Origin of the sequence: Pseudomonas sp. EA_105y_Pfl2_R69 (assembly GCF_963970915.1) — a bacterium.
In the GTDB taxonomy this organism is placed as follows: domain Bacteria; phylum Pseudomonadota; class Gammaproteobacteria; order Pseudomonadales; family Pseudomonadaceae; genus Aquipseudomonas.
The window spans coordinates 447199-468754 of sequence record NZ_CAXAOO010000002.1; the positions used below are offsets into that span (position 1 = coordinate 447199).

Sequence of the window (21556 nt, forward strand, 5' to 3'; positions counted from 1 at the left end):
TCCCAGTGAACGGGGCGAATCATCTGTGCGGGCATGGCAAGCCGCTTTGCCGGGCAGTTTAGTGCTGCCCGGCAGCTTTGCCAGACGCTATGCCATCCGCTGCAGGGCTGTCCATCTTCAATGCGGGTAAATGGTCGTCGCCGGGTGGCGAGGAGGGTGCTGGCGGGAGGGGCGAGGGTGCGCCGGCAGACCGGCGCACTTTGGGAGGGGTTAGCGGTTAAAGCGTTCCACCAGGGAATACTGGCCCTGGGCGGTGGTGGTGAGGGCTTCGCTGAGCAGCGCGGTGCTTTGGGCTTCGCTGGCGGTCTGGTCGGCCAGCTGGGCGATGGTGGTGATGCTGCGGTTGACCTCGTCGGCCACGGCGCTCTGTTCTTCGGCGGCGGCGGCGATCTGGTTGGCCATATCGGTGATATTGGCCACCGCTTCGCTGATGCCGGCGAGGGCGTCGTCGGCCTTCTGCACGCGCTCGACCCCTTCGTCGGCCTGTTTGCGGCCGATTTCCATGGTCATGACCGCTTCTTCGGCGGTGCGTTGCAGTTTGGCGATCAGTTGGTGGATCTGCCCGGTGGATTCGGCGGTGCGCTGCGCCAGGGAGCGTACTTCGTCGGCCACCACGGCAAAGCCGCGGCCCATTTCGCCGGCGCGGGCGGCTTCGATGGCGGCGTTGAGGGCCAGCAGGTTGGTCTGGTCGGCGATACCCTTGATCACGTCGACCACGCCGCCGATCTCGTTGCTGTCCTGGGCCAGGCGGGTGACGGTTTCTCCGGTTTCGCCCACGGAGACGGAGAGGCGCTGAATGGCTTCACGGGTTTCCGAGGCGATGGTGCGGCCGGCGCTGGTCAGGCGGTTGGCGTCCTGGGTGGCGATGGCGGTGCGCGCCACGTTGCTGGCCACTTCCAGGGTGGTGGCGGCCATTTCGTTGATGGCGGTGGCCACCTGGTCGGTTTCCAGGCGCTGGCGCTCCAGCCCGACGGAGCTGTTGTGGGCCAGGGCGTCGGCCTGCTTGGCCTGGCTGGTGAGGTGTTCGGCGGTGTCCTGCAGGCGGGTCAGGCAGGTGCGCAGGCGGGCGTCCTGGCTGAGCATGGCCATTTCCAGGCGGGCCTGGACGCCGCTGCTGTCGGTGTACATCTGCGCGATCAGCGGGTCGGAGGTGGCTTGTTCGGCCAGTTGCAGCAGGCGCTTGAGGCCGCGGTTCTGCCAGACCAGGCCGATCAGGCCGAGGGGGATGGACAGGCCGGCGGCGAGCAGAAAACCCCAGCTGCTGTCGAGCCAGGCACCGATCAGAAAGCCGATCTGGCTGATCAGGATAAAGGGCAGCCAGTTCTGCAGCACCGGCAGCCAGGTGTCGCGTTTGGGGATGGCCGACTTGCCGGCGTTGATGCGCTGGTACAGGGTTTCGGCACGGCGTACCTGTTCGGCGGTGGGTTTGACCCGCACGGACTCGTAGCCCACCACCTGGTTGTTTTCCAGCACCGGCGTGACGTAGGCGTTGACCCAGTAGTGGTCGCCGTTCTTGCTGCGGTTCTTGACGATACCCATCCACGGGCGGCCGCTTTTCAGGGTGTCCCACATATGCTGGAACACCGCGGGCGGTACATCGGGGTGGCGCACCAGGTTGTGCGGCGCACGCAGCAGCTCGTCACGGCTGAAGCCGCTGATCTCGACGAAGGCATCGTTGCAGTAGGTGATCTGGCCCTTGATGTCGGTGGTGGAGATCAGGCGTTGCTGGGCCGGAAAGGTGCGCTCGCGCTGGGTAACCGGTTGATTATTACGCATGGGTGTCTTGTCCCTAAGGGTTATGCCTTGTCATCGGCCAGAGGCGCCCGAAGTTGAGCGGGAAAACAGGCTGCGCAGTGTAACTGGATATTGAACGGCCTCACATTTTATGACCTGCCATCCCTGGCAGTCACCCTGTGGGCCGTCGCGTAGGCAAACGACGGGCGCAGCCTCGATGCGCGCCCGCCGTTTGCCTGGTCTCAGCCGTCGATCAGCTGGCGCAAGACGTAGTGCAAAATGCCGCCGGCCTTGAAGTACTCGACCTCGTTGAGGGTGTCGATGCGGCACAGCACTTCGAAGCTTTCCCGCGTGCCGTCCTCGCGGCTGATTTGCACGGTTAGCTTCATATGCGGATGCAGTTCGACGCCGTCCAGGCCGTAGAGGCTGAGGGTTTCGTGGCCGCTCAGGCGCAGGCTCTTGCGGTCCTGGCCGGGCATGAACTGCAAGGGCAGCACGCCCATGCCGACCAGGTTGGAGCGGTGGATGCGCTCGAAGCTTTCGGCGATCACCGCCTTGACCCCGAGCAGGTTGGTGCCCTTGGCCGCCCAGTCGCGGCTGGAACCGGTGCCGTATTCCTTGCCGGCGATCACCAGCAGCGGGGTGCCGGCGTCCTGGTAGCGCATCGCCGCCTCAAAGATCGCCAGCTTCTCGCCGCTGGGCAGGTGCAGGGTGTTGCCGCCTTCCTCGCCGTCGAGCATCTCGTTACGGATACGGATATTGGCGAAGGTGCCGCGCATCATCACCTCATGGTTGCCGCGCCGCGAGCCGTAGGAGTTGAAGTCCGCAGGTTCTACGCCCTGTTCGCGCAGGTAGCGCCCGGCCGGGCTGTCTGTCTTGATGTTGCCGGCCGGGGAGATGTGATCGGTGGTCACCGAGTCGCCGAGCAGGGCGAGGATGCGTGCCTGGTGGATGTCGCCGATATGCGGTGGCGCATCGGCGATGTCCTCGAAGAACGGTGGATGCTGGATATAGGTGGAGTCGTCCTGCCAGGCGTAGGTGGCGGCTTGCGGCACCTCGATGGCCTGCCACTGGGCGTCGCCGGCGAACACCTCGGCGTATTCCTTGTGGAACATGGCGGTGTCGACCTTGAGGATCGCCTCGGCGATTTCCGCCTGGCTCGGCCAGATATCGCGCAGGTACACCGGCTGGCCGTCCTTGCCCAGGCCCAGGGCTTCCTGGCTGATATCCAGGCGCACGCTGCCGGCCAGGGCGTAGGCCACCACCAGCGGCGGCGAGGCCAGCCAGTTGGTTTTTACCAGCGGGTGCACGCGGCCCTCGAAGTTGCGGTTGCCGGACAGCACCGAGGCCACGCTCAGGTCGTGCTGCTGGATGGCCTGCTCGATCGGTTCGAGCAGCGGGCCGGAGTTGCCGATGCAGGTGGTGCAGCCATAACCCACCAGGTCGAAGCCCAGTTCGTCCAGGTAGCGGGTCAGGCCGGCGGCCTTGAAGTAGTCGGTCACCACCTTGGAACCGGGGGCTAGGGAGCTTTTGACCCAGGGTTTGCGTTGCAGGCCCTTTTCGATGGCCTTCTTCGCCAGCAGACCGGCGGCCATCATCACGCTGGGGTTGGAGGTGTTGGTGCAGGAGGTGATGGCGGCGATCACCACCGCGCCGTTCTTCAGACGATGGGTCTGGCCCTGGTAGTGATAGTCCACTTCGCCGGTCTGTGTGGTGCTACCGACCGCAGTGCCGCCCCCGCCTTCGTTGAGCAGGCGCGCGTCTTCCCCGGCCGCGGGCTTGAGTTGCAGGCCGAGAAAGTCGTCGAAGGCCTGTTTGACCCGGGGCAGGGTGACCCGGTCCTGTGGGCGCTTGGGCCCGGCCAGGCAGGCTTCGACGCTATCCAGGTCCAGGGTCAGGCTGTCGCTGAACAGTGGCTCGGCACCCGGTTCGCGCCACAGGCCCTGGGCCTTGCAGTAGGCCTCGACCAGTTTGACGCTCTGCTCCGGTCGGCCGGACATGCGCAGGTAGCCCAGGGTGATCGCGTCGACCGGGAAGAAGCCGCAGGTCGCGCCGTACTCCGGGGCCATATTGGCAATGGTGGCGCGGTCCGCCAGGGGCAGGTCGGCGAGGCCGTCGCCATGGAACTCGACGAACTTGCCGACCACGCCCTTGCGGCGCAGCATCTGGGTGACGGTGAGTACCAGGTCGGTGGCGGTGATGCCTTCCTTGAGCTTGCCGCTCAGCTTGAAGCCGATCACCTCGGGGATCAGCATCGACACCGGCTGGCCGAGCATGGCCGCCTCCGCCTCGATGCCGCCGACGCCCCAGCCGAGGATGCCGAGGCCGTTGATCATGGTGGTGTGTGAGTCGGTTCCGACCAGGGTGTCGGGGAAGGCGAAGGTCTGGCCGTCTTCCTCCTTGGTCCACACGGTGCGGCCGAGGTACTCCAGGTTGACCTGGTGGCAGATGCCGGTGCCCGGCGGCACCACCCTGAAGTTGTCGAAGGCGTGTTGGCCCCAGCGCAGAAAGGCGTAGCGCTCGCCGTTGCGCTGCATTTCGATGGCGACGTTTTCGCCGAAGGCGGCGGCGCTGGCAAATTTATCCACCATTACCGAATGGTCGATCACCAGGTCCACCGGCGACAACGGGTTGATCTTCTGCGGGTCGCCGCCGGCCTTGGCCATGGCGGCGCGCATGGCGGCCAGGTCGACCACCGCCGGCACGCCGGTGAAGTCCTGCATCAGCACGCGCGCCGGGCGGTACTGGATCTCCCGTTCCGAGCTGCGGCTCTGCAGCCAGTCGGCCATGGCCTGCAGATCGGTGCCGCTGACGGTCTTGCCGTCTTCCCAGCGCAACAGGTTCTCCAGCAGAACTTTTAGCGACATCGGCAACTTGTCGATATTGCCGAGGGTCTTGGCCGCCTCCGGCAGGCTGAAATAGTGGTAGGTCTGGTCGCCGACTACGAGGCTGCGGCGACTGTTCAGGCTATCTAAGGAAGGCATTGCGCATCTCCTGAGGCTTGCCACGGTGCAAGCCGGATTTAATTGCTGCAGAGCCTTCACCCTAGCTCCGCTCGATGAGGCGCGCCATAAGCTGGCGTGCGGCAGGTCGGGTTCCAGTAATGGTTCGAAGCGGCGTAGCGCTGCGGGAAAAGCCGCGGCCGACAAACCATCGGGTCTTATCACTGGACAGGTTGCAAGCGCTTCGGGTTCCCGAGTCCGCTATGATGCGCGCCTTGAGGAGAGCCCCGATGAATACCCCGCCGATCACTACCTTGCTACTGCACTGCCGCCCCGGTTTCGAGAACGAGGTCTGTGCGGAAATCGCCGAACACGCCGCCCGCCTGGACGTGGCCGGCTATGCCAAGGCCAAGCCGAGCACCGCCTGCGCCGAATTTATCTGCACCGAGGCGGACGGTGCCGAGCGCCTGATGCACGGGGTGCGCTTCAATCAGCTGATTTTCCCAAGGCAGTGGGCCCGCGGGGTGTTTATCGACCTGCCGGAACTGGACCGCATCAGCGTGCTGCTGGCCCACCTGGCGGGTTCGCCGGTGTTCGGCAGCCTGTGGCTGGAGGTGCTGGATACCAACGATGGCAAGGAGCTGTCGAACTTCTGCAAGAAGTTCGAGGCCCCGCTGCGCAATGCCCTGAGCAAGGCCGGCAAACTGGTGGAGGATGCGCAGAAGCCGCGCCTGCTGCTGACTTTCAAGAGCGGCCGCGAGGTCTTCGTCGGCATGGCCGAGCCGCATAACTCGGCGATCTGGCCCATGGGCATCCCGCGCCTGAAGTTCCCCCGGGAAGCGCCGAGCCGCTCGACCCTCAAGCTGGAGGAGGCCTGGCACACCTTTATTCCCCGCGAGCAGTGGGATGAGCGCCTGTCGGACGAGATGACCGGGGTCGACCTCGGGGCCGCGCCAGGCGGCTGGACCTACCAGTTGGTCAAGCGCGGCATGCTGGTCACCGCCATCGACAACGGCCCCATGGCCGAAAGCCTGATGGACACCGGCCTGGTGACCCACCTGATGGTCGACGGCTTCACCTGGAAGCCCAAGCAGGCGGTGGACTGGATGGTCTGCGATATCGTCGAAAAGCCCGCACGCAGCGCCGCCTTGCTGGAAACCTGGATCGGCGAGGGTCATTGCCGCGAGGCGGTGGTCAACCTCAAGTTGCCGATGAAGCAGCGCTACGCCGAAGTGCGCCGCCTGCTGCAACGCCTCGAAGATGGCTTTGCCGAGCGCAAGATCAGGGTTTCGATCGCCTGCAAGCAGCTCTACCACGACCGCGAGGAAGTGACCTGCCATCTGCGCCGGCTGGGTAAGTAAGCCGGGGGCGTGGCCCCGGGCGGATGACGCTACCCATCCAGCAACATCGATGGTGGATGAAAAAGGCTATGCCCCAATAGCCTGTTGCATCCGGCTATTGTCACTGAGTGTGAGATGACCCAGGTCCGTAGGGTGCGCCGTGCGCACCAGTGTTCGCTGCCTGCGTTGGTGCGCATGGCGCACCCTGCTTATTGCGACCTCTACAAATAACGGTGCTCAGCTCCAGACACCCATGCAGCGCGTAATGGGACAGGGCTATGAAAAAGCCGTCATCCACTCTACACCGCTCCCGTAGCTGAACCCTCTGCTGGCTACTTTTCAACCAGCTGTTGCGCGAGTGGCAGCAGGCGCGGCAGTTCGAGCGCCCCTTGCAGGGTGCTGCTGGAGAGCTGCCAGGAACCGTTGAACAGGTACTGACCGCTAAAGCCGCTGATGCGCAAACCCAGGGTATCGCCCGCATGCAACTGCGTGCTGACCGCCGCCAGTTCGGTGCTGGCCCGGCCCTTGAGCGGGGTGACCTGCTCGCTCAGCACCTCGCTGCGGCCATTGGCGCGGCGGACCACCAGGGCGGCAAACAGGGTCGGCAGCCGCTCGGGGTTTTCCACAAGCAGGCGCGGCACGCCAATCAGGGCGCTGGGCTGCTGCACCTGCTGCAAGGGGATAAAGCGCGCCGGCTGCAGCAGGCCGCTGCTGAGCGGGCGAATGGCGGTGGCGGGCAGTTCGATGCGCTGGTTGCCCGGCAGTTGCTGCAGGGCCAGGCCCTGGTCCAGATCGAGGCTGACACAGAGCGCGGGGATGCTCGCGGCAACCCCGCTGCGGCCGCGCAGCTTGTCTTCGTACCAGGCGACTATGGCCTGGTAGAGGTTGATCGCGCGGCCATCGCAGTGCAGCACCGCTTCGTTGTTGAACGGCGGCAGGCCGCTCCAGCGCTGCAACGGCGGCGGCAGGATATGCCCGCCCTGCATGCCCAGCAGGCGCACATCGCGCTGGCCCTGTTGCAGGCACTCGCGGATCGCCAGGCCCTGGTTGAGCGGGAACAGGGTGTCGCGCATGCCCTGAATCAGCAGGGCATCGGCCTGCGGGCGTTGGCCACGTGCGCAGTAGCTGGCCAGGCTATGGGCCCTGAGCTCGGCGCGCACCGGCTCGCGCATGCGGCCATCGATGCTTTTCAGGTAGGGGGCCTGGACGAACTTGCCCAGGTCATAGCCGGTCGACAGGCCCAGGCCGAGCAGCACGCTGGTCCAGCCGACCTTCAGGTGGCTGTCCGGAGCCAGGGCCTCGCCCAGGTCGTACCAGGTGGCAATCGGCACTATGGCGTCGATGCGCGGGTCCTCGGCCGAGGCCAGCAGCTGCACCGCGCCGCCATAGCTTTCGCCGAGCATGCCGACCCTGGGGTCGTTCGGCCCGTCCATGCTCAGGCGCGGCAGGTGGGCGGCGGCCCAGTCGATCACCGCCAGGGCGTCCTGCACCTCGAACTCGGGGTTCATCATTTCGATGTCGCCTTCGCTGCCGCCCCAGCCGCGCTGGTCGTAGCTGATTACCCAGTAGCCGGCCCGCCAGGCCTTGAGGGCGGCGCGCCCGGACATCATCTGGGTGCCGTAGAAGCCGTTCGGTCGGGTGACCCGCCAGCCGCCCCAGCCGTGGGTATGGACGATCACCGGAGCCTGCTCGCCGACCTTGAGCGCCGGCTGGAACACCGTGGCCGACAGGCGGGTGCCGTCGCGGCCATGGATCACCGCGTCAAAGTGGCGGGCGGGCAGGTCCTGTCCGGCGCTGGTGCCGAAGTCGTGCAGTTGGTCGCGGGCGGCGCAGCCGCCGAGCAGCAGGGCGGCGAGTAGCAGGGCTAGGCGCATAAAGGGCTCTTATTGGAATGGTCGGCTGCTGCGCAGCCTGCCTTAAGTGGCCGCTTGCGGCTGCCCATCCAAGGTTGTGTCGAACTGCTAGATGACCTTTGGGTCAACTTTGCGCCAGAATAGCGGCCTGCAACTGGAGCCCGCCGATGTCTTTGCAAAACACTGCCATTCCCGATGACACCCTCGATGCCACCGGGCTGAACTGCCCCGAGCCGGTGATGATGCTGCACAACAAGGTGCGCGACCTGCCGGCCGGCGGCCTGCTCAAGGTGATCGCCACCGACCCCTCGACCCGCCGCGACATCCCCAAGTTCTGTGTGTTTCTCGGCCACGAACTGGTCGAGCAGGCCGAAGAGGGCGCGACCTACCTCTACCTGATTCGCAAGAAGTCTGACTGATGAATTGGTACTTCGCCTACGGCTCGAATATGAACCCGGCGCGCATGCAGGCTCGCGGCCTGAGCGTGGTCGAGGTGCTGCCCGGGCGTTTGCCCGGCTACGGCCTGTGTTTCAACAAGCGCGCCATGGACCGAGCGCCGGGGCGTGCCTACGCCAATATCCGCCATCAGCGCGACGGCGTGGTGGAGGGCGTGCTCTATCGCCTGCAGGATGCTGATGAGATCGCCAAGCTGGACCATTTCGAAGGCACGCCGATCTATTACAGCCGCGAGTGCATGCCGGTCATGACGAACCACGGCGTGCAGCCGGCCTGGGTGTATATCGCCAATCCGGTCTTTCGCGTCGAGGGCCTGTTGCCCAGCGCCGATTACCTGGCCCACCTGCTGGCTGGCCGCGAGCTGTTGTCCGAGCGCTACTGGTCGGCGCTGGCGGCGTTGCCCTTCCACCCCGACTGACCGGGAGCCAGGCCGCAGCTTTTCAGGGTGGCCTGCCAGCTGCGCACATGGCGCGCGGTGGCGCGTTCGAAGTCGGCCCAGAGCGAGGCCTCCTCGGCGCTCAGTTGCAGCAGATAGTCGCGGGCTGCCGCCGGGATCTGCGCCGTGCTGCCAATCCGGCGCAGGCTGGCGCTCCAGCTCTGTCCGCGGCGATGGACCTGCGCCAGATAGGGTTGCAGGCTGCCGGCGTAATACTTGACGAAGATATTCTGCACAACGCGGGCGCGGGCCGTGGCTTGCCCGGTGGGGCAGAGCGGCCGCCGCTGTTGCCGGCTCTCCAGCAGCTGGCTGCCTTGTTCGAGGCTGTGGGTCAGGCTGGCCAGGCTGGTGATCAGCTGACCGCCCTGGTCGCTGGCATGCAGGGCGAAGAACAGCGCGTCGAGCTGCGTCGCCGGCGGCGGCAGGCGCTCGGGCAGGGCGCTGCCGATCTCGGCCAGTTGCGCCAGGGCCTCCAGGGCGGCGTTGTCTTCGCCGGCCTCGGCCGGCAGCGCGGTCTCGGCAAAGCGCAGGTAGCGCTCGACTTCGGTGCTGCCATTGAGGGCATTCCAGTACACCGCAGGCAGTTGCTGGCGTTTGGCCGCGGCCAGGGCCTCGAGGGTCTGGCCCAGCGCCGGATCGTCGCTGCCGCGCATATGCGCGGCGCAGGCATCTATGGCGCGCAGCAGCTCGCCTTCATAGGCCAGGCGGCTGCTGGGCGTCAGCTGCTTGCCCAGGCTGCTGTTGCGCAGGCTGATCTGCTGTTGCAGGGTGGGGCAGCGGCGCACATCGATCAGCAGGTCGAGCAGGCTGATGCGCACCTCGGCAATCGCGATCAGCCGCTCGCGCCGCGCCGGCATCCGATACCGCGGCAGCTGGGCGCTGTCGAAGCCTTCGGGGCGGGGTTCGTCGAGGGCGTTGCTCAGGCGCTGCAGGTAGTCGTTCTGCAGCGCCAATCCGCTGTCCCCTGGGCTGCAGGCGCAGAGGCTGGCGAGGGCAACGAGGACGAGCAGGCGGGCGATCATCAGGCCATCTTAGCGGCCCGGATGCGTTTGCGCGCGCTGCCGGCCAGGCGCACCGCAAGCATGCCGCCGGCGCAGGTCAGGCCCACCACCAGGCCTTGCCAGAGCCCGCTCGGGCCGCTGGGCTCGCCGAGCCAATCGGACAGGCCCAGGGCGTAACCCACCGGCAGGCCGATACCCCAGTAGGCGAACAGGGTCAGGATCATGGTTACCCGAGTGTCCTGGTAGCCGCGCAGGGCTCCGGCGGCGGTGACCTGGATGGCGTCGGAAAACTGGAACAGCGCCGAGTAGATCAGCAGGGTGGTGGCCACCGCGATGACCGCAGGATCAGGGCTGTAGATCTGCGCGATCTGCTCGCGCAGCAGCAACATCAGGCTGGCCGACAGGCAGGCGTAGCCCAGGGCCGCCGCCATGCTCACGCCGGCGGCAAAGCGCGCCTCGCGGGGCTCGCCGCGGCCCAGGGCCTGACCGACGCGCACAGTGGCTGCCATGCCCAGGGAGTAGGGGATCATAAACACCATGGAGCTGAAATTGAGGGCGATCTGGTGGCCGGCCACCACGGTGGCCCCCAGGCCGCCGATCAGCAGGGCGATCACGGCGAAGATGCTCGACTCGGCGAATACCGCGATGCCGATCGGCAGGCCGACCGAAAGCAGACGCTTGAGCACCGGCCATTGCGGCCATTCGAAGTGGCTGAAGATTTTGCTCGGCTGGTAGAACGGGGCCCATTTCACCCACCAGAGCATGCTCAGGAACATAAAGCCCATCACCAGCGCGGTGGCCCAGCCGCAGCCGACGCCGCCCATGGCCGGCAGGCCGAGCTTGCCGTAGATAAAGATGTAATTGAGCGGGATATTCAGCGCCAGGCCGCACAGGCCGAGGATCATGCTCGGTCGGGTGTGGCCGAGGCCGTCGCTGAAGCAGCGCAGCACGTGGTACAGCGCCACCGCCGGGAAGCCGCAGGCCACGGCGCGCAGGTAGCCCATGGACGGCTCGATCAGGCCGGGGTCGACATTCATCAGGGTCAGGATGATTTCGGCATTCCACAGCAGGGTGGCGGCGGCCATTCCCACCGCCAGCGCCAGCCACAGGGCCTGGCGCACCAGCGGGCCGATTTCGCCCTGGGCACCGGCTCCGAAGCGTTGCGCAACCTTCGGTGTGGTGGCCAGCAGGATGCCGGTCATCAGCAGAAACACCGGCACCCAGATCGAGTTGCCCAGCGCCACCGCCGCCAGATCCTGCGGGCTGACGCGACCCGCCATCACGGTGTCGACGAAGCCCATGGCGGTGTGCGCCAGTTGGGCAATGATGATCGGCGTGGCCAGCTTCAGCAGGCTGCACATCTCGGTGCCGGCGCGTTGCAGGCGGGTTTGGGCAAGCATGGGGGGAGTATCCGGCAGGGTGTCGGGAAACCGCGCAGTCTACGCCTTGACGGCTCGGTCAGGAAAGCGCGGCGCGGATTGTTTTAAGGGCGGCGCAGGTGCAGGCGCATGCCGCTGCATACCGCGCGCCGAGCGCCGCGACGGCCTGTTAGAATGCCGGCCTGATTTGCGGAGTCCTACATGCTCATAGTCGCTGACGAAAACATCCCCCTGCTTGATGAATTCTTCGCCGGTTTCGGCGAGATCCGCCGCTTGCCCGGCCGCGGCATCGATGCGGCCGCAGTCGCCGCTGCCGACCTGCTGCTGGTGCGCTCGGTGACCCATGTCGACCGTGCGCTGCTGGAGGGCTCGGCAGTTAAGTTTGTTGGCACCTGCACCATCGGCACCGACCATCTGGATCTCGACTACTTCCAGCAGGCCGGCATCGCCTGGGCCAGTGCGCCGGGCTGCAATGCCCGCGGCGTGGTCGACTATGTGCTGGGCAGCCTGCTGGTACTGGCCGAGCAGCAGGGGGTCGACCTGGCTGGCCGCACCTATGGGGTGGTCGGGGCCGGCCAGGTCGGCAGTCGTCTGCTCAAGGTGCTGCGCGGCCTGGGCTGGCGCGTGCTGGTCTGTGACCCGCCACGCCAGGCGGCCGAGGGTGGCGATTTCGTCAGCCTGCAGCAGGTGCTGGCCGAGTGTGACGTGATCAGCCTGCATACGCCGCTGGAGCGGCTGGGCGAGCATCCCACCCATCATCTGTTCGACGCCGCGCGCCTGGCCGCACTCATGCCGGGCAGCTGGCTGATCAACGCCAGCCGCGGCGCGGTGGTGGATAACCGGGCATTGCGCGAGTTACTGGCGCAGCGCAGCGATCTGCAGGTGGTGCTGGACGTCTGGGAGGGCGAGCCGCAGGCGGATGTCGAGCTGGCCGCGCTGTGCCGCATCGCCACCCCGCATATCGCCGGCTACAGTCTGGACGGCAAGCTGCGCGGCACCGCGCAGATCTATCAGGCGCTGTGCCAGCACCTGGGCGTTGCGCCCAGCATCGAACTGGCGCAGCTGATGCCCGCGCCCTGGCTCAGCGCATTGACCCTCGATGCCAGCGCCGATCCGGCCTGGGCCCTGGCCAGCATCTGCCGCGCGGTGTACGACCCGCGTCGCGACGATGCGGATTTTCGCCGCAGCCTGCAGGGCGATGCTGCAACCCGCCGCGCGGCCTTCGACGGGCTGCGCAAGCACTACCCGATGCGTCGCGAGATCGACGGGCTGGAGGTGTACGTGAAGGGACATGCGCCGGCCTTGGCCAGCCTGGTGCAAGCGTTGGGTGCGCAGCTGAGAGGGTAGGGGGTGGCGCTGCATCTATCCACCCTCTGTGCCCTTAAGGGTGGATGAAAAACCTCATCCACCCCTGCAACACTGCCCTGCTGGGAAACTTACTTACGCTTGGCCGCCGGCTGCTGGGCTTTTTCCAGCGCGCTGCAGGCCTGCTGGATCATTTCTTCGGTGATCGGGATTTCGCGGCCCCGGGCATCGATGACAAAGCCGCCAATCGGCATGGCTGCGGGTTTGTGCGAGTTCTGTGGCGAGCGGTGCATGGCGGGTCTCCTTATCGATTGGCGCGAGTTTATGAATATTAGATGAAAACACTATGACAACTGCGACGGCAACAAAGCGGCGCAGGGCACAGGGACATCAGCTGTAGTGGGCACTGTGCCAGGGCGCTGGCAGGTATTGAACAAGAGGGTGTTATGGGGCTTTTTCATATTGGTCTGATCATTAATCCCGTGGCCGGGCTGGGTGGCCCGGCGGGGTTCAAGGGCAGTGACGGCATGGCGGAGCAGGCCTTGGCCCTGGGCGTCGAGGCGAAGTCGGCGCTGCGTACGCAAACCGCCCTTGAGGTGCTGTTGCCGCTGCGCGAACGCCTGGAATTTGTCACTTTCCCGGGTGCCATGGGGGCCGATCTGCTGGCCGAGATGGGCTTTACCCACCGTGTGGTCGGCGAGCTGGGCGCGGGCCCGAGCAGCGCCGCCGATACCCGCCAGGCCGCCGAACGGCTGCAGGATGCCGGGGTGGCCTTGATTCTGTTCGCCGGTGGCGACGGCACGGCGCGGGATATCTGCGCGGCGGTGCGCGAGGGTCAACCGGTGCTGGGGATTCCGGCCGGGGTGAAGATCCAGTCCGGGGTCTACGCCATAAGCCCGCGGGCGGCCGGCGAATTGACTGCGCGGCTGATCGAAGGCGGCCTGGTGCGCCTGAGCAATGGCGAGGTGCGCGATATCGATGAAAGCGCCCTGCGTGAAGGCAAGGTCACGGCGCGCTGGTACGGCGAGCTGACGGTGCCGCAGGAAGGCGGTTATGTGCAGCAGGTCAAGCAGGGCGGCGTGGAGTCCGAAGAGCTGGTGCTCAGCGATCTGGCCGACTGGCTGCAGGACAGCTGGGAAACCGATGTGCGCTACGTGTTCGGCCCCGGTTCGACCCTGCACGGCCTGGCGCAGAACCTGGGGGTGCAAACCACCTTGCTCGGCGTCGATGTGATCGAGAATGGCCAACTGCTGGCCGGCGATGTAACCGAGGCGCAGCTGTTCGAACTGGTGGACGGCCACCCGGCGCGCCTGCTGGTCACGGCCATCGGTGGCCAGGGCCATATCATCGGCCGCGGCAACCAGCAGATTAGTCCACGGGTGCTGCGCGCCATCGGCCTTGAGCACCTGCGCGTGGTCGCCACCAAGCGCAAACTCGGCACCCTGGAAGGCCGGCCGCTGCTGGTGGACAGCGGCGATACGGCGCTGGATGATGCCTTCCCCGATGTGGTGCGGGTGTGGGCCGGTTATAAGGAAGAGCTGCTGTATCCGGTGGGCAAGTAGTGCTGAACTGCTAAGGAGGCGTTATGCGGGCGATTCTGCTGTTTGCAGTGAGTATTCTGCTGAGCACCCAGGTCTGGGCGCTGCAACCCGATGCCCTGGTCACGGCTGCCCGCCAGCAGGTCGGCGTGACCCTGGGCTATGACCCGAGCTACCGCCGTTTGAGTTACCCCAATGGCGATGTACCGCCCAACACCGGCGTCTGTACCGATGTGCTGATTCGCGCGCTGCGCCAACAGGGCCTCGACTTGCAGCAGGCGGTGCACCAGGACATGCGCGCGAATTTTGCGCTGTACCCAAAGAACTGGGGACTCAGCCGGCCCGACCGCAATATCGATCATCGCCGCGTGCCCAACCTGATGACCTGGTTCAAGCGCCAGGGCTGGGCGCTGCTGCCTGGCCGGGATGCAGAGGGGCATCGCCCCGGCGATATCGTCACCTGGGATCTGGGCGGCGGCCTGGGCCATATCGGCATTATCAGCGACCGTCAGGCGGCTAGCGGCGTTCCCCTGGTGCTGCACAATATCGGCCGCGGCACCCAGGAAGAGGACATCCTCTTCGGCTTCAAGATTACCGGCCATTATCGTATTCCCGTTGGCTGATAAGGCGGGCAGACAGGAGTTGGGCATGCAGGCGCAAACACCTCCACCCTTTATCCAGCCCGGCGAGCGCGTGGTGCTGTTTGATGGGGTGTGCAAGCTGTGCAACGGTTGGGCCAGGTTTCTGATCCGTCATGACCACGCGTTGCACTTTCGCCTGGCCTCGGTGCAGTCGGCCGAAGGCCAGGCGCTATTGGCCTGGGGTGGTTTGCCGACGGATCATTTCGACAGCATGGCGCTGATCGAGAACGGGCAGATGCTGCTGCGTTCGGATGCCGTGCTGCGCATCGTCGCCCAGCTACCCGGAGCTTGGCGGCACCTGGCCTGGCTGCGGCTGGTGCCGCGGCCTGTGCGCGACTGGTGCTATGACCGTATTGCGCTCAATCGCTACCGGCTGTTCGGACGTTACGACAGCTGCCTGCTGCCAAGCGCCGACCATGCCCGGCGCTTCCTGCATGAATGATCCACGTCTAAGGCAGATCGCCTGGATCGCCCGCATCAGTTTGGCGCTGGTATTTATCTGGCACGGCCTGGTGCCGAAGATCCTCTGGTTAAGCCCGGATGAGCTGGCGATGATCCAGGCCCATAATCTGCCAGCCCCCGAGTGGGTGGCGGGCATCGCCGGTCTGGCGGAAATCATCCTGGGGCTGTCGCTGCTTTGGCGGCGTCGGCGCTGGCCCTTGCTGCTGGCCGGCGTGCTGTTGATTGGGCTGCTGCTTGATGTGGCGCTATTCAGCCCCCATCTACTGCTGCAGGCGTTCAATCCGCTGACCACCAATCTCGCCGCCCTGGCCCTGTGTTGGGTGGCCTGGCGGGCGGAAACGCCGCAATCGCCTCCTTATTAACGGGCGTCAGCGCCCCAGCGAGCCTCCATGCTTTCGATCCTGTCCTCCCGTCAGCGCAATGCCCTGCGCATGGCCTGGCGCTTTATCGCGCCGTATCGCGGGCGTGTGCTCGGGGCCTTGCTGGCGCTGATGTTTACCGCCGCCATTACCCTGTCCATGGGCCAGGGCATCAAACTGCTGGTCGATCAGGGCCTGGCGACCCAGTCGCCGGCGGCGCTGCAACAGTCGATCGGGCTGTTCTTCGTGCTGGTGCTGGCGCTGGCCATCGGCACCTTTACCCGGTTCTACCTGGTGTCGTGGATCGGCGAGCGCTTTGTCGCCGATATCCGCAAGCGGGTATTCAACCACCTGATCGAACTGCACCCGGGCTTCTATGAGAGCAACCGCAGCTCGGAGATCCAGTCGCGCCTGACCGCAGACACCACGCTGTTGCAATCGGTGATCGGCTCGTCGCTGTCGATGGCGCTGCGCAATGTGATCATGCTGATCGGCGGTAGCGTGCTGCTGGTGGTCACCAACCCCAAGCTCAGCGGCATCGTGCTGCTGGCCCTGCCATTGGTGGTCGCGCCGATCCTGATCTTCGGCCGCCGCGTGCGCGCGCTGTCGCGCCAGAGCCAGGACCGGGTGGCGGATGTCGGCAGCTATGTCGGCGAGGTGCTCGGGCAGATCAAGACGGTGCAGGCCTACAACCACCAGGCCGAGGACAAGCGCCGCTTCGGCCTGTCGGCCGAGGCGGCCTTCGATATCGCACGCAAACGTATCGCCCAGCGCGCCTGGCTGATTACCGTGGTCATCGTGCTGGTCCTCGGCGCGGTGGGGGTGATGCTCTGGGTCGGCGGCATGGACGTGATCGCCGGGCGTATTTCCGGCGGCGAGCTGGCGGCTTTTGTCTTCTACAGCCTGATCGTCGGCGGCTCGTTCGGCACCCTTAGTGAGGTGATCGGCGAACTGCAACGCGCCGCTGGTGCCGCCGAGCGCATCGCCGAGCTGTTGCAGGCGCGCAATGAAATCACCCCGCCGGCCGCGCCGTTGGCGCTGGCGCAGCCGCTGCAGGGCCGTATCGAGTTGCAGGGGCTGCGTTTCGCCTACCCCTCGCGCCCCGGCAGTTTTGCCGTGGATGGCATCGATCTACAGGTCGCGCCGGGGGAAACCCTGGCCCTGGTCGGGCCGTCTGGCGCGGGTAAATCGACCCTGTTCGATCTGCTGTTGCGCTTCTTCGACCCGCAGGCCGGAAGCATCCTGATCGATGGCGTGCCGATCCAGCAGCTCGACCCCCGCGAACTGCGCAGCAGCTTTGCCCTGGTGTCGCAGAACCCGGCGCTGTTCTTCGGCTCGGTCGAGGACAACATTCGCTACGGCCGAACCGATGCCAGCCATGCCGAGGTCGAAGCCGCCGCCAAGGCCGCCCATGCCCACGAGTTCATCATGAAACTGCCCGACGGCTACCAGACCCACCTGGGCGATGCCGGCCTGGGGCTGTCTGGCGGTCAGCGCCAGCGCCTGGCGATTGCCCGCGCGCTGCTGGTGGATGCGCCGATCCTGCTGCTCGATGAAGCCACCAGCGCGCTGGATGCCGAGAGCGAGCATCTGATTCAGCAGGCCCTGCCACGGCTGATGCAGGGCCGCACCACCCTGGTCATCGCGCACCGCCTGGCCACGGTAAAAAGCGCCGACCGCATCGCGGTGATCGAGCAGGGCAGGCTGGCGGCCATCGGCAGCCATACCGAGTTGGTCAGCAGCAGCCCGCTGTATGCGCGCCTGGCCGAGCTGCAGTTTAGCCATGAGGCCGAAGCGGTTAATTGACATTGTGGGAGGGGCAGGCTCCCACCTGCGCAGGCTGCGACTGCGCTGCTATTTCGCTAAGTTAAAACGGCTTGCCTTTCGGCCTGATGGTCGCCGCCGCGCCCGCCGAGGCGAGGATGATGGCGCTGATCGCCAGCCATTGGTTGAGCGTCAGTCGCTCGCTGAGGAACAGCAGGCCGGAAAGGGCGGCGATGGCCGGTTCCATGCTCATCAGGATGCTGAAGGTGCGCGCGGGCAGGCGGGTCAGGGCGACCATCTCCAGGCTGTAGGGCAGCGCCGAGGACAGCACCGCCACGCCCAGGGCAATGGGCAGCAAATCCAGTGAAAACAGGCCGCTACCGGCTTGCCACAGGCCAATCGGGAACACCAGCAGGGCCGCGACTATGGTGCCCAGGGCCACGGTCTGCTTGCCATGCTCGGCCCCGGCCTTCTGGCCGAAGACGATATACAGCGCCCAGCACAGCCCGGCGGCCAGGGCCAGGGCCATGCCCGCCGGGTCAAGCGCTACATCACTTTGCGTGGTGGGCAACAGCAGCCAGAGGCCGAAAACGGCCAGGGCGATCCAGAGAAAATCCAGCAAGCGCCGCGACGACAGCAGGGCCAGGCCCAGTGGACCGGTGAATTCCAGGGCCACGGCGATGCCCAGAGGAATGGTCTGCAGCGAGAGGTAAAACAGCAGGTTCATGCCGCCCAGGGCCAGCCCGTAGGCCAGCAGCGAGCGGCTGGACTTCAGCGTCAATTTGGCCTGCCAGGGGCGCATCAGTACGCAGAGGATCAGCGCGCCCAGGCTCAGGCGCAGGGCGGTGGTGCCGGCTGCGCCGATCTCCGGGAACAGCCCCTTGGCCAGGGATGCACCGCTCTGGATCGAGGTCATGGCGATCAGCAGCAATATGATCGGCAGAATCACCAGGGAGAATTGCGTTGAGCGCGGCATGGGCGGTTCCTTGAGCTTTATCTATCCGTTAATAAAAAAACCGGCCACTGAGGCCGGCTTTCAGGCACCAGGGCTAATGCTTAGCGGTACTCGCACAGGTAGGCGGTATCCACGGCCACCTTGAGCTGGAACTTGCTGTTGGCCGGTACGGTGAACTGGCTGCCGCTGGCGTAGGTGTCCCAGCTGTCGCTGCCCGGCAGCTTGACGGTGAGGGCTCCGGCCACCACATGCATGACTTCCAGTTGGTTGGTGCCGAACTCGTACTCGCCTGCGGCCATTACGCCAATGGTGGCCGGGCCTTCAGCCATGCCGAAGGCGATGGATTTGACGGTGCCGTCGAAGTATTCATTGACCTTGAACATCTGCAGTTCCTCGAAAGGGGGGAGTAAAAATTGTCTGGAGTTATTTTTAACGTCGCGCAGCGACGGCCCGAAGGGTGGCCGCCATGGATGGCGGGCCATAAAAAATGGCCCGCCAGTATGCCCAAGCGGTTTTTCTTCGTCATCTGCTTTGCGCGGGCAATACCAGTGGCAGCAGTCGGGCGGTATTGCGTGCATCGGTCAGGGCACGGTGCTGCTGGCCCTGGAACTGCAAACCCGCCAGGTTCAGGGCCATTTTCAGGCCAATCGGGCGGGGCAGCTGGCGGGCTTCGGCGAAGCGTTTCTTCAGGTTGGTATGGGGGATCTGGCTCAGGTAGCTGCTCAGTCCATGGCTGCGCCATTCCTGTTCGAGCTGACGGCGGTCATAGTCGCCCCAGCTGACCCAGCCCACCAGTTGCGGCTGATGGGCCAGCAGCCAGCGTTCGAATTGTACCCACACCGTGCTCAGCGGGGCGGCGGCGTCGACATCGGCCTGGCTGATCTGTGTGAGCTGACGGCAGAAGTGGGTCAGATGCGGGCGTCGAGTGGGCCGCACAAAACGCTGGAAATACTCGATTTCATGGCCGCCGGGGTTGACCAGGCTGGCACCGATTTCGATGATTTCCATATCTTTGACCGGCCAGCCGCCTTCTTCGGTGGTGGCCTCCAGGTCGATTACCAGCCAATGCTGCATAAGCTCTCCTTTGCGTGCCGCGAGTATGAAAGCAGTCTCGGCGTCGGGTAAAGCCTGCGCTGGGGCCTATTCATACAGTTTTGCCCTATGGCTGTACTGGCGTTGCTCCCATGTGGCGGGCATGCTTGCAGCCGGGGTCGTATCTGCCGTGCAGCGGGGATATGGGTTAAGTACAAACGCGCGCCGTTGATGGCGTTCGAATATCGAGGTGTGTATGGCGAAGGTAGCCTTTATCGGGCTGGGCGTGATGGGGTATCCGATGGCGGGGCATCTGGCGCATGCCGGTCATCAGGTGTGCGTGTACAACCGCACGGCGACCAGGGCCGAGCAATGGCTCAGCGAGTTTGCCGGGACCTCCGCGGCCACGCCGCGTGAGGCGGCTGCTGCGGCTGAGCTGGTAATGGTCTGCGTGGGCAACGATGCCGATCTGCGCGGCGTGGTGCTGGGCCCGGACGGTGCCTTTGCCGGCATGGCGGCCGGTGCGGTGCTGGTCGACCACACCACCGCCTCGGCCGATGTCGCCCGCGAACTGGCCGCCGAGGCTGGCGAACTGGGGCTGGGTTTTCTCGATGCGCCGGTATCCGGCGGTCAGGCCGGGGCGCAGAACGGCGTGCTGACCATCATGGTGGGCGGTGAGGCGACGACCTATGCCAGGGTCGAGCCCGTTATCCAGGCCTATGCGCGTATGGTTCGCTTGATGGGCGAGGCGGGCAGCGGCCAACTGACCAAAATGGTCAACCAGATCTGCATCGCCGGTCTGGTCCAGGGCTTGTCCGAGGCCCTGCATTTCGCCCAGTGCGCGGGGCTCGACGCACATGGCGCGATGGAGGTGATCGGCAAGGGCGCGGCGCAGTCCTGGCAGCTGGAAAACCGCCACAAGACCATGCTGGCCGGCGAGTTCGAGCATGGTTTCGCGGTGGACTGGATGCGCAAGGATCTGTCGATTCTGCTCGACGAGGCCCGCAGCAACGGCGCGCAGTTGCCGGTTACCGCCCTGGTCGATCAGTTCTATGCCGATGTGCAGGCCATGGGTGGCGGGCGCTGGGACACCTCCAGTCTGCTGACCCGCTTGAAGGGCCGCGACTAGCCGGGAGATTCACGGGCCTGTTGCCAGGTGTCGGGGCGGCCGATGCCCAATTGCTGGCAGGCGATGTTTCGCTGGCCAGGCGCTGGTCTGAATCGGTGGGGTACCGGCTGCTAAAACCCTCGCGGGCGACGTAGAATTGCCCGCTTGGATCTTTTGAGGTCGTCCTCCGATGAAATGCCGTGCCGGTTGCGGTGCCTGCTGCATTGCGCCTTCGATCAGTTCGCCGATTCCCGGCATGCCCGAGGGCAAGCCGGCGGGCGTGCGTTGCGTGCAGTTAACCGCGGAAAATTACTGTGCGGTCTTCGCTCAGCCCGGGCGGCCGGCAGTGTGTTCGGCATTCAGCGCCGATGCCGATGTCTGTGGTGCGAGTCGCGAGGATGCGATTCGTCTATTGGGCTGGCTGGAGCAAAGCACGGCTGTCGCGGTCTGATACTGTGCCGTATCGACGGCATGGCGGTGGAGAGAGGATGAGCAGATTGGCGCGGTGGTTGCTGGGTGCGCTGCTGATACTGGGCCTCGCCCAGGTGCAGGCCGCGGAATGGCGCTTGGTCAAGGATGAGGCGGGTATTCGGGTCTATCTGCAGCAGGTCCCCGGTTCGAGCTTTCAGGCATTTCGTGGCGTCACCCGCCTGCGTGCCGATATGTCCAGGCTCCTGGCTCTGCAGGAAGATGTTAGCGGGGCCTGCGCCTGGATTCATGCCTGCAGCGAGCAGAAGCTACTCGGGCAGCAGGGCGATTTGAGCTGGACCTATAGCCGTTTCCATAGCCCCTGGCCGGTACAGCCGCGCGACTCGGTGCTGCAGATCACCACCGAGCGCGCTGCCGATGGCAGTGTTACCCGCATTCTGCACGGAGTGGCCGATTACCTGCCGCCGCAGCCAGGCTTCGTGCGTATCAGCAAGGTCGAAGGCTACTGGACCCTGCGCCCGCACCCGGGCGGCGAGGTCGAGGTGATCTACCAGGTGCATTCGGAGCCCGGCGGCAGCGTGCCGGCCTGGCTGGCCCGCAGTTTTGTCGTGGATGCGCCTTTCAATACCTTACAGGCACTGCGTCAGCTGGCCGAACAACCATAAGGGCGGAGTCGGACGGAGAAATCGTCGGGAGCGATTTTTGACGTCGCGAAGCGACGGCCCGCAGGGATGGCCGCCAGGAATGCCAGGTCACAAAGAATCGCCGGCCACAAAAATGCCGGGAGTATTTTTGCGCGCAAGCCCTAAAGCGGTGAAGCAC

21 protein-coding genes are annotated in these 21556 nt (G+C 65.6%); 12 read left to right on the forward strand and 9 right to left on the reverse strand.

Annotated features, from left to right (window positions below):
* Positions 1-210: 210 nt before the first annotated feature.
* The gene (locus AACY13_RS07940; protein WP_339460577.1) at positions 211-1776 is read right to left on the reverse strand and encodes a methyl-accepting chemotaxis protein; all 1566 of its coding nucleotides are present in this window, start codon (positions 1774-1776) and stop codon (positions 211-213) included.
* A gap of 200 nt (positions 1777-1976) precedes the next feature.
* Entirely contained in the window at positions 1977-4718 is a 2742-nt protein-coding gene (gene acnA / locus AACY13_RS07945; RefSeq protein WP_339460579.1) for an aconitate hydratase AcnA, read from the reverse strand.
* 263 nt (positions 4719-4981) lie between these two features.
* Here acnA and rlmM point away from each other — a divergent pair, with 263 nt between their 5' ends.
* A complete protein-coding gene (gene rlmM / locus AACY13_RS07950; protein ID WP_339460964.1) occupies positions 4982-6037 on the forward strand; it encodes a 23S rRNA (cytidine(2498)-2'-O)-methyltransferase RlmM in 1056 nt (351 codons plus the stop codon).
* A gap of 311 nt (positions 6038-6348) precedes the next feature.
* On the opposite strand, the gene AACY13_RS07955 is transcribed toward rlmM, so the two are convergent.
* Entirely contained in the window at positions 6349-7890 is a 1542-nt protein-coding gene (locus tag AACY13_RS07955; RefSeq protein ID WP_339460581.1) for an alpha/beta hydrolase family protein, read from the reverse strand.
* A 146-nt stretch (positions 7891-8036) separates the two neighbouring features.
* Here AACY13_RS07955 and tusA point away from each other — a divergent pair, with 146 nt between their 5' ends.
* Together tusA and AACY13_RS07965 are read left to right on the forward strand one after the other, a co-directional pair.
* Positions 8037-8288: a sulfurtransferase TusA gene (gene tusA / locus AACY13_RS07960; RefSeq protein WP_339460583.1), complete on the forward strand. Its 252-nt coding sequence runs from the start codon at positions 8037-8039 to the stop codon at positions 8286-8288.
* Positions 8288-8743, forward strand: a complete 456-nt coding sequence (locus AACY13_RS07965) for a gamma-glutamylcyclotransferase family protein (RefSeq protein ID WP_339460584.1) — start codon at positions 8288-8290, stop codon at positions 8741-8743. Before tusA ends, AACY13_RS07965 begins: the two co-directional genes overlap by 1 nt.
* Here AACY13_RS07965 and AACY13_RS07970 read toward each other — a convergent pair.
* The gene (locus AACY13_RS07970) at positions 8701-9783 is read right to left on the reverse strand and encodes a DUF3080 family protein (RefSeq protein ID WP_339460585.1); all 1083 of its coding nucleotides are present in this window, start codon (positions 9781-9783) and stop codon (positions 8701-8703) included. The genes AACY13_RS07965 and AACY13_RS07970 overlap by 43 nt on opposite strands.
* The gene (locus AACY13_RS07975) at positions 9783-11162 is read right to left on the reverse strand and encodes an MATE family efflux transporter (RefSeq protein WP_339460586.1); all 1380 of its coding nucleotides are present in this window, start codon (positions 11160-11162) and stop codon (positions 9783-9785) included. Before AACY13_RS07975 ends, AACY13_RS07970 begins: the two co-directional genes overlap by 1 nt.
* A 180-nt stretch (positions 11163-11342) precedes the next feature.
* On the opposite strand from AACY13_RS07975, the gene pdxB reads away from it, so the two are divergent.
* Positions 11343-12488 (forward strand): 4-phosphoerythronate dehydrogenase PdxB, encoded by a 1146-nt coding sequence (pdxB, locus tag AACY13_RS07980; RefSeq protein WP_339460587.1) that lies wholly within the window; start codon positions 11343-11345, stop codon positions 12486-12488.
* An 89-nt stretch (positions 12489-12577) separates the two neighbouring features.
* Here pdxB and AACY13_RS07985 read toward each other — a convergent pair whose 3' ends face one another.
* Positions 12578-12739, reverse strand: a complete 162-nt coding sequence (locus AACY13_RS07985) for a PA1571 family protein (RefSeq protein WP_339460589.1) — start codon at positions 12737-12739, stop codon at positions 12578-12580.
* Positions 12740-12892: 153 nt separating this feature from the next.
* Between AACY13_RS07985 and AACY13_RS07990 the strand changes: the two genes are divergently transcribed.
* From AACY13_RS07990 to AACY13_RS08010, 5 genes are read left to right on the forward strand one after another with little or no spacing between them, the layout of a single operon-like run.
* The gene (locus AACY13_RS07990) at positions 12893-14008 is read left to right on the forward strand and encodes an ATP-NAD kinase family protein (RefSeq protein ID WP_339460591.1); all 1116 of its coding nucleotides are present in this window, start codon (positions 12893-12895) and stop codon (positions 14006-14008) included.
* Between the two features lie 23 nt (positions 14009-14031).
* Complete coding sequence (locus AACY13_RS07995) at positions 14032-14607, forward strand: DUF1287 domain-containing protein (RefSeq protein ID WP_339460592.1); 576 nt, start codon at positions 14032-14034, stop codon at positions 14605-14607.
* Positions 14608-14632: 25 nt separating this feature from the next.
* On the forward strand, positions 14633-15067 hold the full coding sequence (locus tag AACY13_RS08000) for a thiol-disulfide oxidoreductase DCC family protein (RefSeq protein WP_339460594.1): 435 nt from the start codon (positions 14633-14635) through the stop codon (positions 15065-15067).
* Positions 15060-15449, forward strand: coding sequence for a DoxX-like family protein (locus tag AACY13_RS08005; RefSeq protein ID WP_339460595.1), 390 nt, complete (start codon positions 15060-15062; stop codon positions 15447-15449). The genes AACY13_RS08000 and AACY13_RS08005 overlap by 8 nt, the downstream gene beginning before the upstream one ends.
* 27 nt (positions 15450-15476) lie before the next feature.
* Positions 15477-17252 (forward strand): ABC transporter transmembrane domain-containing protein, encoded by a 1776-nt coding sequence (locus tag AACY13_RS08010; RefSeq protein WP_339460597.1) that lies wholly within the window; start codon positions 15477-15479, stop codon positions 17250-17252.
* 61 nt (positions 17253-17313) lie between these two features.
* On the opposite strand, the gene rhtA is transcribed toward AACY13_RS08010, so the two are convergent.
* From rhtA to AACY13_RS08025, 3 genes are all read right to left on the reverse strand, one after another.
* Complete coding sequence (gene rhtA / locus AACY13_RS08015; protein ID WP_339460599.1) at positions 17314-18186, reverse strand: threonine/homoserine exporter RhtA; 873 nt, start codon at positions 18184-18186, stop codon at positions 17314-17316.
* A gap of 80 nt (positions 18187-18266) precedes the next feature.
* Positions 18267-18548, reverse strand: coding sequence for a pyrimidine/purine nucleoside phosphorylase (gene ppnP / locus AACY13_RS08020; RefSeq protein ID WP_339460600.1), 282 nt, complete (start codon positions 18546-18548; stop codon positions 18267-18269).
* 139 nt (positions 18549-18687) lie between these two features.
* Positions 18688-19239, reverse strand: coding sequence for an exonuclease domain-containing protein (locus AACY13_RS08025; protein ID WP_339460602.1), 552 nt, complete (start codon positions 19237-19239; stop codon positions 18688-18690).
* A 214-nt stretch (positions 19240-19453) separates the two neighbouring features.
* Here AACY13_RS08025 and AACY13_RS08030 point away from each other — a divergent pair, with 214 nt between their 5' ends.
* The 3 genes from AACY13_RS08030 (at position 19454) to AACY13_RS08040 (ending at position 21399) form a co-directional block, all read left to right on the forward strand.
* Positions 19454-20326, forward strand: a complete 873-nt coding sequence (locus tag AACY13_RS08030) for an NAD(P)-dependent oxidoreductase (RefSeq protein ID WP_339460604.1) — start codon at positions 19454-19456, stop codon at positions 20324-20326.
* 169 nt (positions 20327-20495) lie between these two features.
* Positions 20496-20756: a YkgJ family cysteine cluster protein gene (locus AACY13_RS08035; RefSeq protein ID WP_339460605.1), complete on the forward strand. Its 261-nt coding sequence runs from the start codon at positions 20496-20498 to the stop codon at positions 20754-20756.
* A gap of 37 nt (positions 20757-20793) precedes the next feature.
* Entirely contained in the window at positions 20794-21399 is a 606-nt protein-coding gene (locus AACY13_RS08040; protein ID WP_339460606.1) for an START domain-containing protein, read from the forward strand.
* Positions 21400-21556 lie beyond the last annotated feature (157 nt).

What these genes read in the sequence shown, in the direction of transcription:
- acnA (WP_339460579.1), bottom strand. Translation starts at nt 4,718, where the DNA reads ATGCCTTCCTTAGATAGCCTGAACAGTCGCCGCAGCCTCGTAGTCGGC.
- rhtA (WP_339460599.1), bottom strand. Translation starts at nt 18,186, where the DNA reads ATGCCGCGCTCAACGCAATTCTCCCTGGTGATTCTGCCGATCATATTG.
- AACY13_RS08010 (WP_339460597.1), top strand. Translation starts at nt 15,477, where the DNA reads ATGCTTTCGATCCTGTCCTCCCGTCAGCGCAATGCCCTGCGCATGGCC.
- AACY13_RS07990 (WP_339460591.1), top strand. Translation starts at nt 12,893, where the DNA reads ATGGGGCTTTTTCATATTGGTCTGATCATTAATCCCGTGGCCGGGCTG.
- AACY13_RS08005 (WP_339460595.1), top strand. Translation starts at nt 15,060, where the DNA reads ATGAATGATCCACGTCTAAGGCAGATCGCCTGGATCGCCCGCATCAGT.
- AACY13_RS08040 (WP_339460606.1), top strand. Translation starts at nt 20,794, where the DNA reads ATGAGCAGATTGGCGCGGTGGTTGCTGGGTGCGCTGCTGATACTGGGC.
- AACY13_RS08030 (WP_339460604.1), top strand. Translation starts at nt 19,454, where the DNA reads ATGGCGAAGGTAGCCTTTATCGGGCTGGGCGTGATGGGGTATCCGATG.
- pdxB (WP_339460587.1), top strand. Translation starts at nt 11,343, where the DNA reads ATGCTCATAGTCGCTGACGAAAACATCCCCCTGCTTGATGAATTCTTC.
- AACY13_RS07965 (WP_339460584.1), top strand. Translation starts at nt 8,288, where the DNA reads ATGAATTGGTACTTCGCCTACGGCTCGAATATGAACCCGGCGCGCATG.
- AACY13_RS07970 (WP_339460585.1), bottom strand. Translation starts at nt 9,783, where the DNA reads ATGATCGCCCGCCTGCTCGTCCTCGTTGCCCTCGCCAGCCTCTGCGCC.
- AACY13_RS08000 (WP_339460594.1), top strand. Translation starts at nt 14,633, where the DNA reads ATGCAGGCGCAAACACCTCCACCCTTTATCCAGCCCGGCGAGCGCGTG.
- AACY13_RS07995 (WP_339460592.1), top strand. Translation starts at nt 14,032, where the DNA reads ATGCGGGCGATTCTGCTGTTTGCAGTGAGTATTCTGCTGAGCACCCAG.
- AACY13_RS07955 (WP_339460581.1), bottom strand. Translation starts at nt 7,890, where the DNA reads ATGCGCCTAGCCCTGCTACTCGCCGCCCTGCTGCTCGGCGGCTGCGCC.
- AACY13_RS08025 (WP_339460602.1), bottom strand. Translation starts at nt 19,239, where the DNA reads ATGCAGCATTGGCTGGTAATCGACCTGGAGGCCACCACCGAAGAAGGC.
- AACY13_RS08035 (WP_339460605.1), top strand. Translation starts at nt 20,496, where the DNA reads ATGAAATGCCGTGCCGGTTGCGGTGCCTGCTGCATTGCGCCTTCGATC.
- ppnP (WP_339460600.1), bottom strand. Translation starts at nt 18,548, where the DNA reads ATGTTCAAGGTCAATGAATACTTCGACGGCACCGTCAAATCCATCGCC.
- AACY13_RS07975 (WP_339460586.1), bottom strand. Translation starts at nt 11,162, where the DNA reads ATGCTTGCCCAAACCCGCCTGCAACGCGCCGGCACCGAGATGTGCAGC.
- AACY13_RS07985 (WP_339460589.1), bottom strand. Translation starts at nt 12,739, where the DNA reads ATGCACCGCTCGCCACAGAACTCGCACAAACCCGCAGCCATGCCGATT.
- AACY13_RS07940 (WP_339460577.1), bottom strand. Translation starts at nt 1,776, where the DNA reads ATGCGTAATAATCAACCGGTTACCCAGCGCGAGCGCACCTTTCCGGCC.
- tusA (WP_339460583.1), top strand. Translation starts at nt 8,037, where the DNA reads ATGTCTTTGCAAAACACTGCCATTCCCGATGACACCCTCGATGCCACC.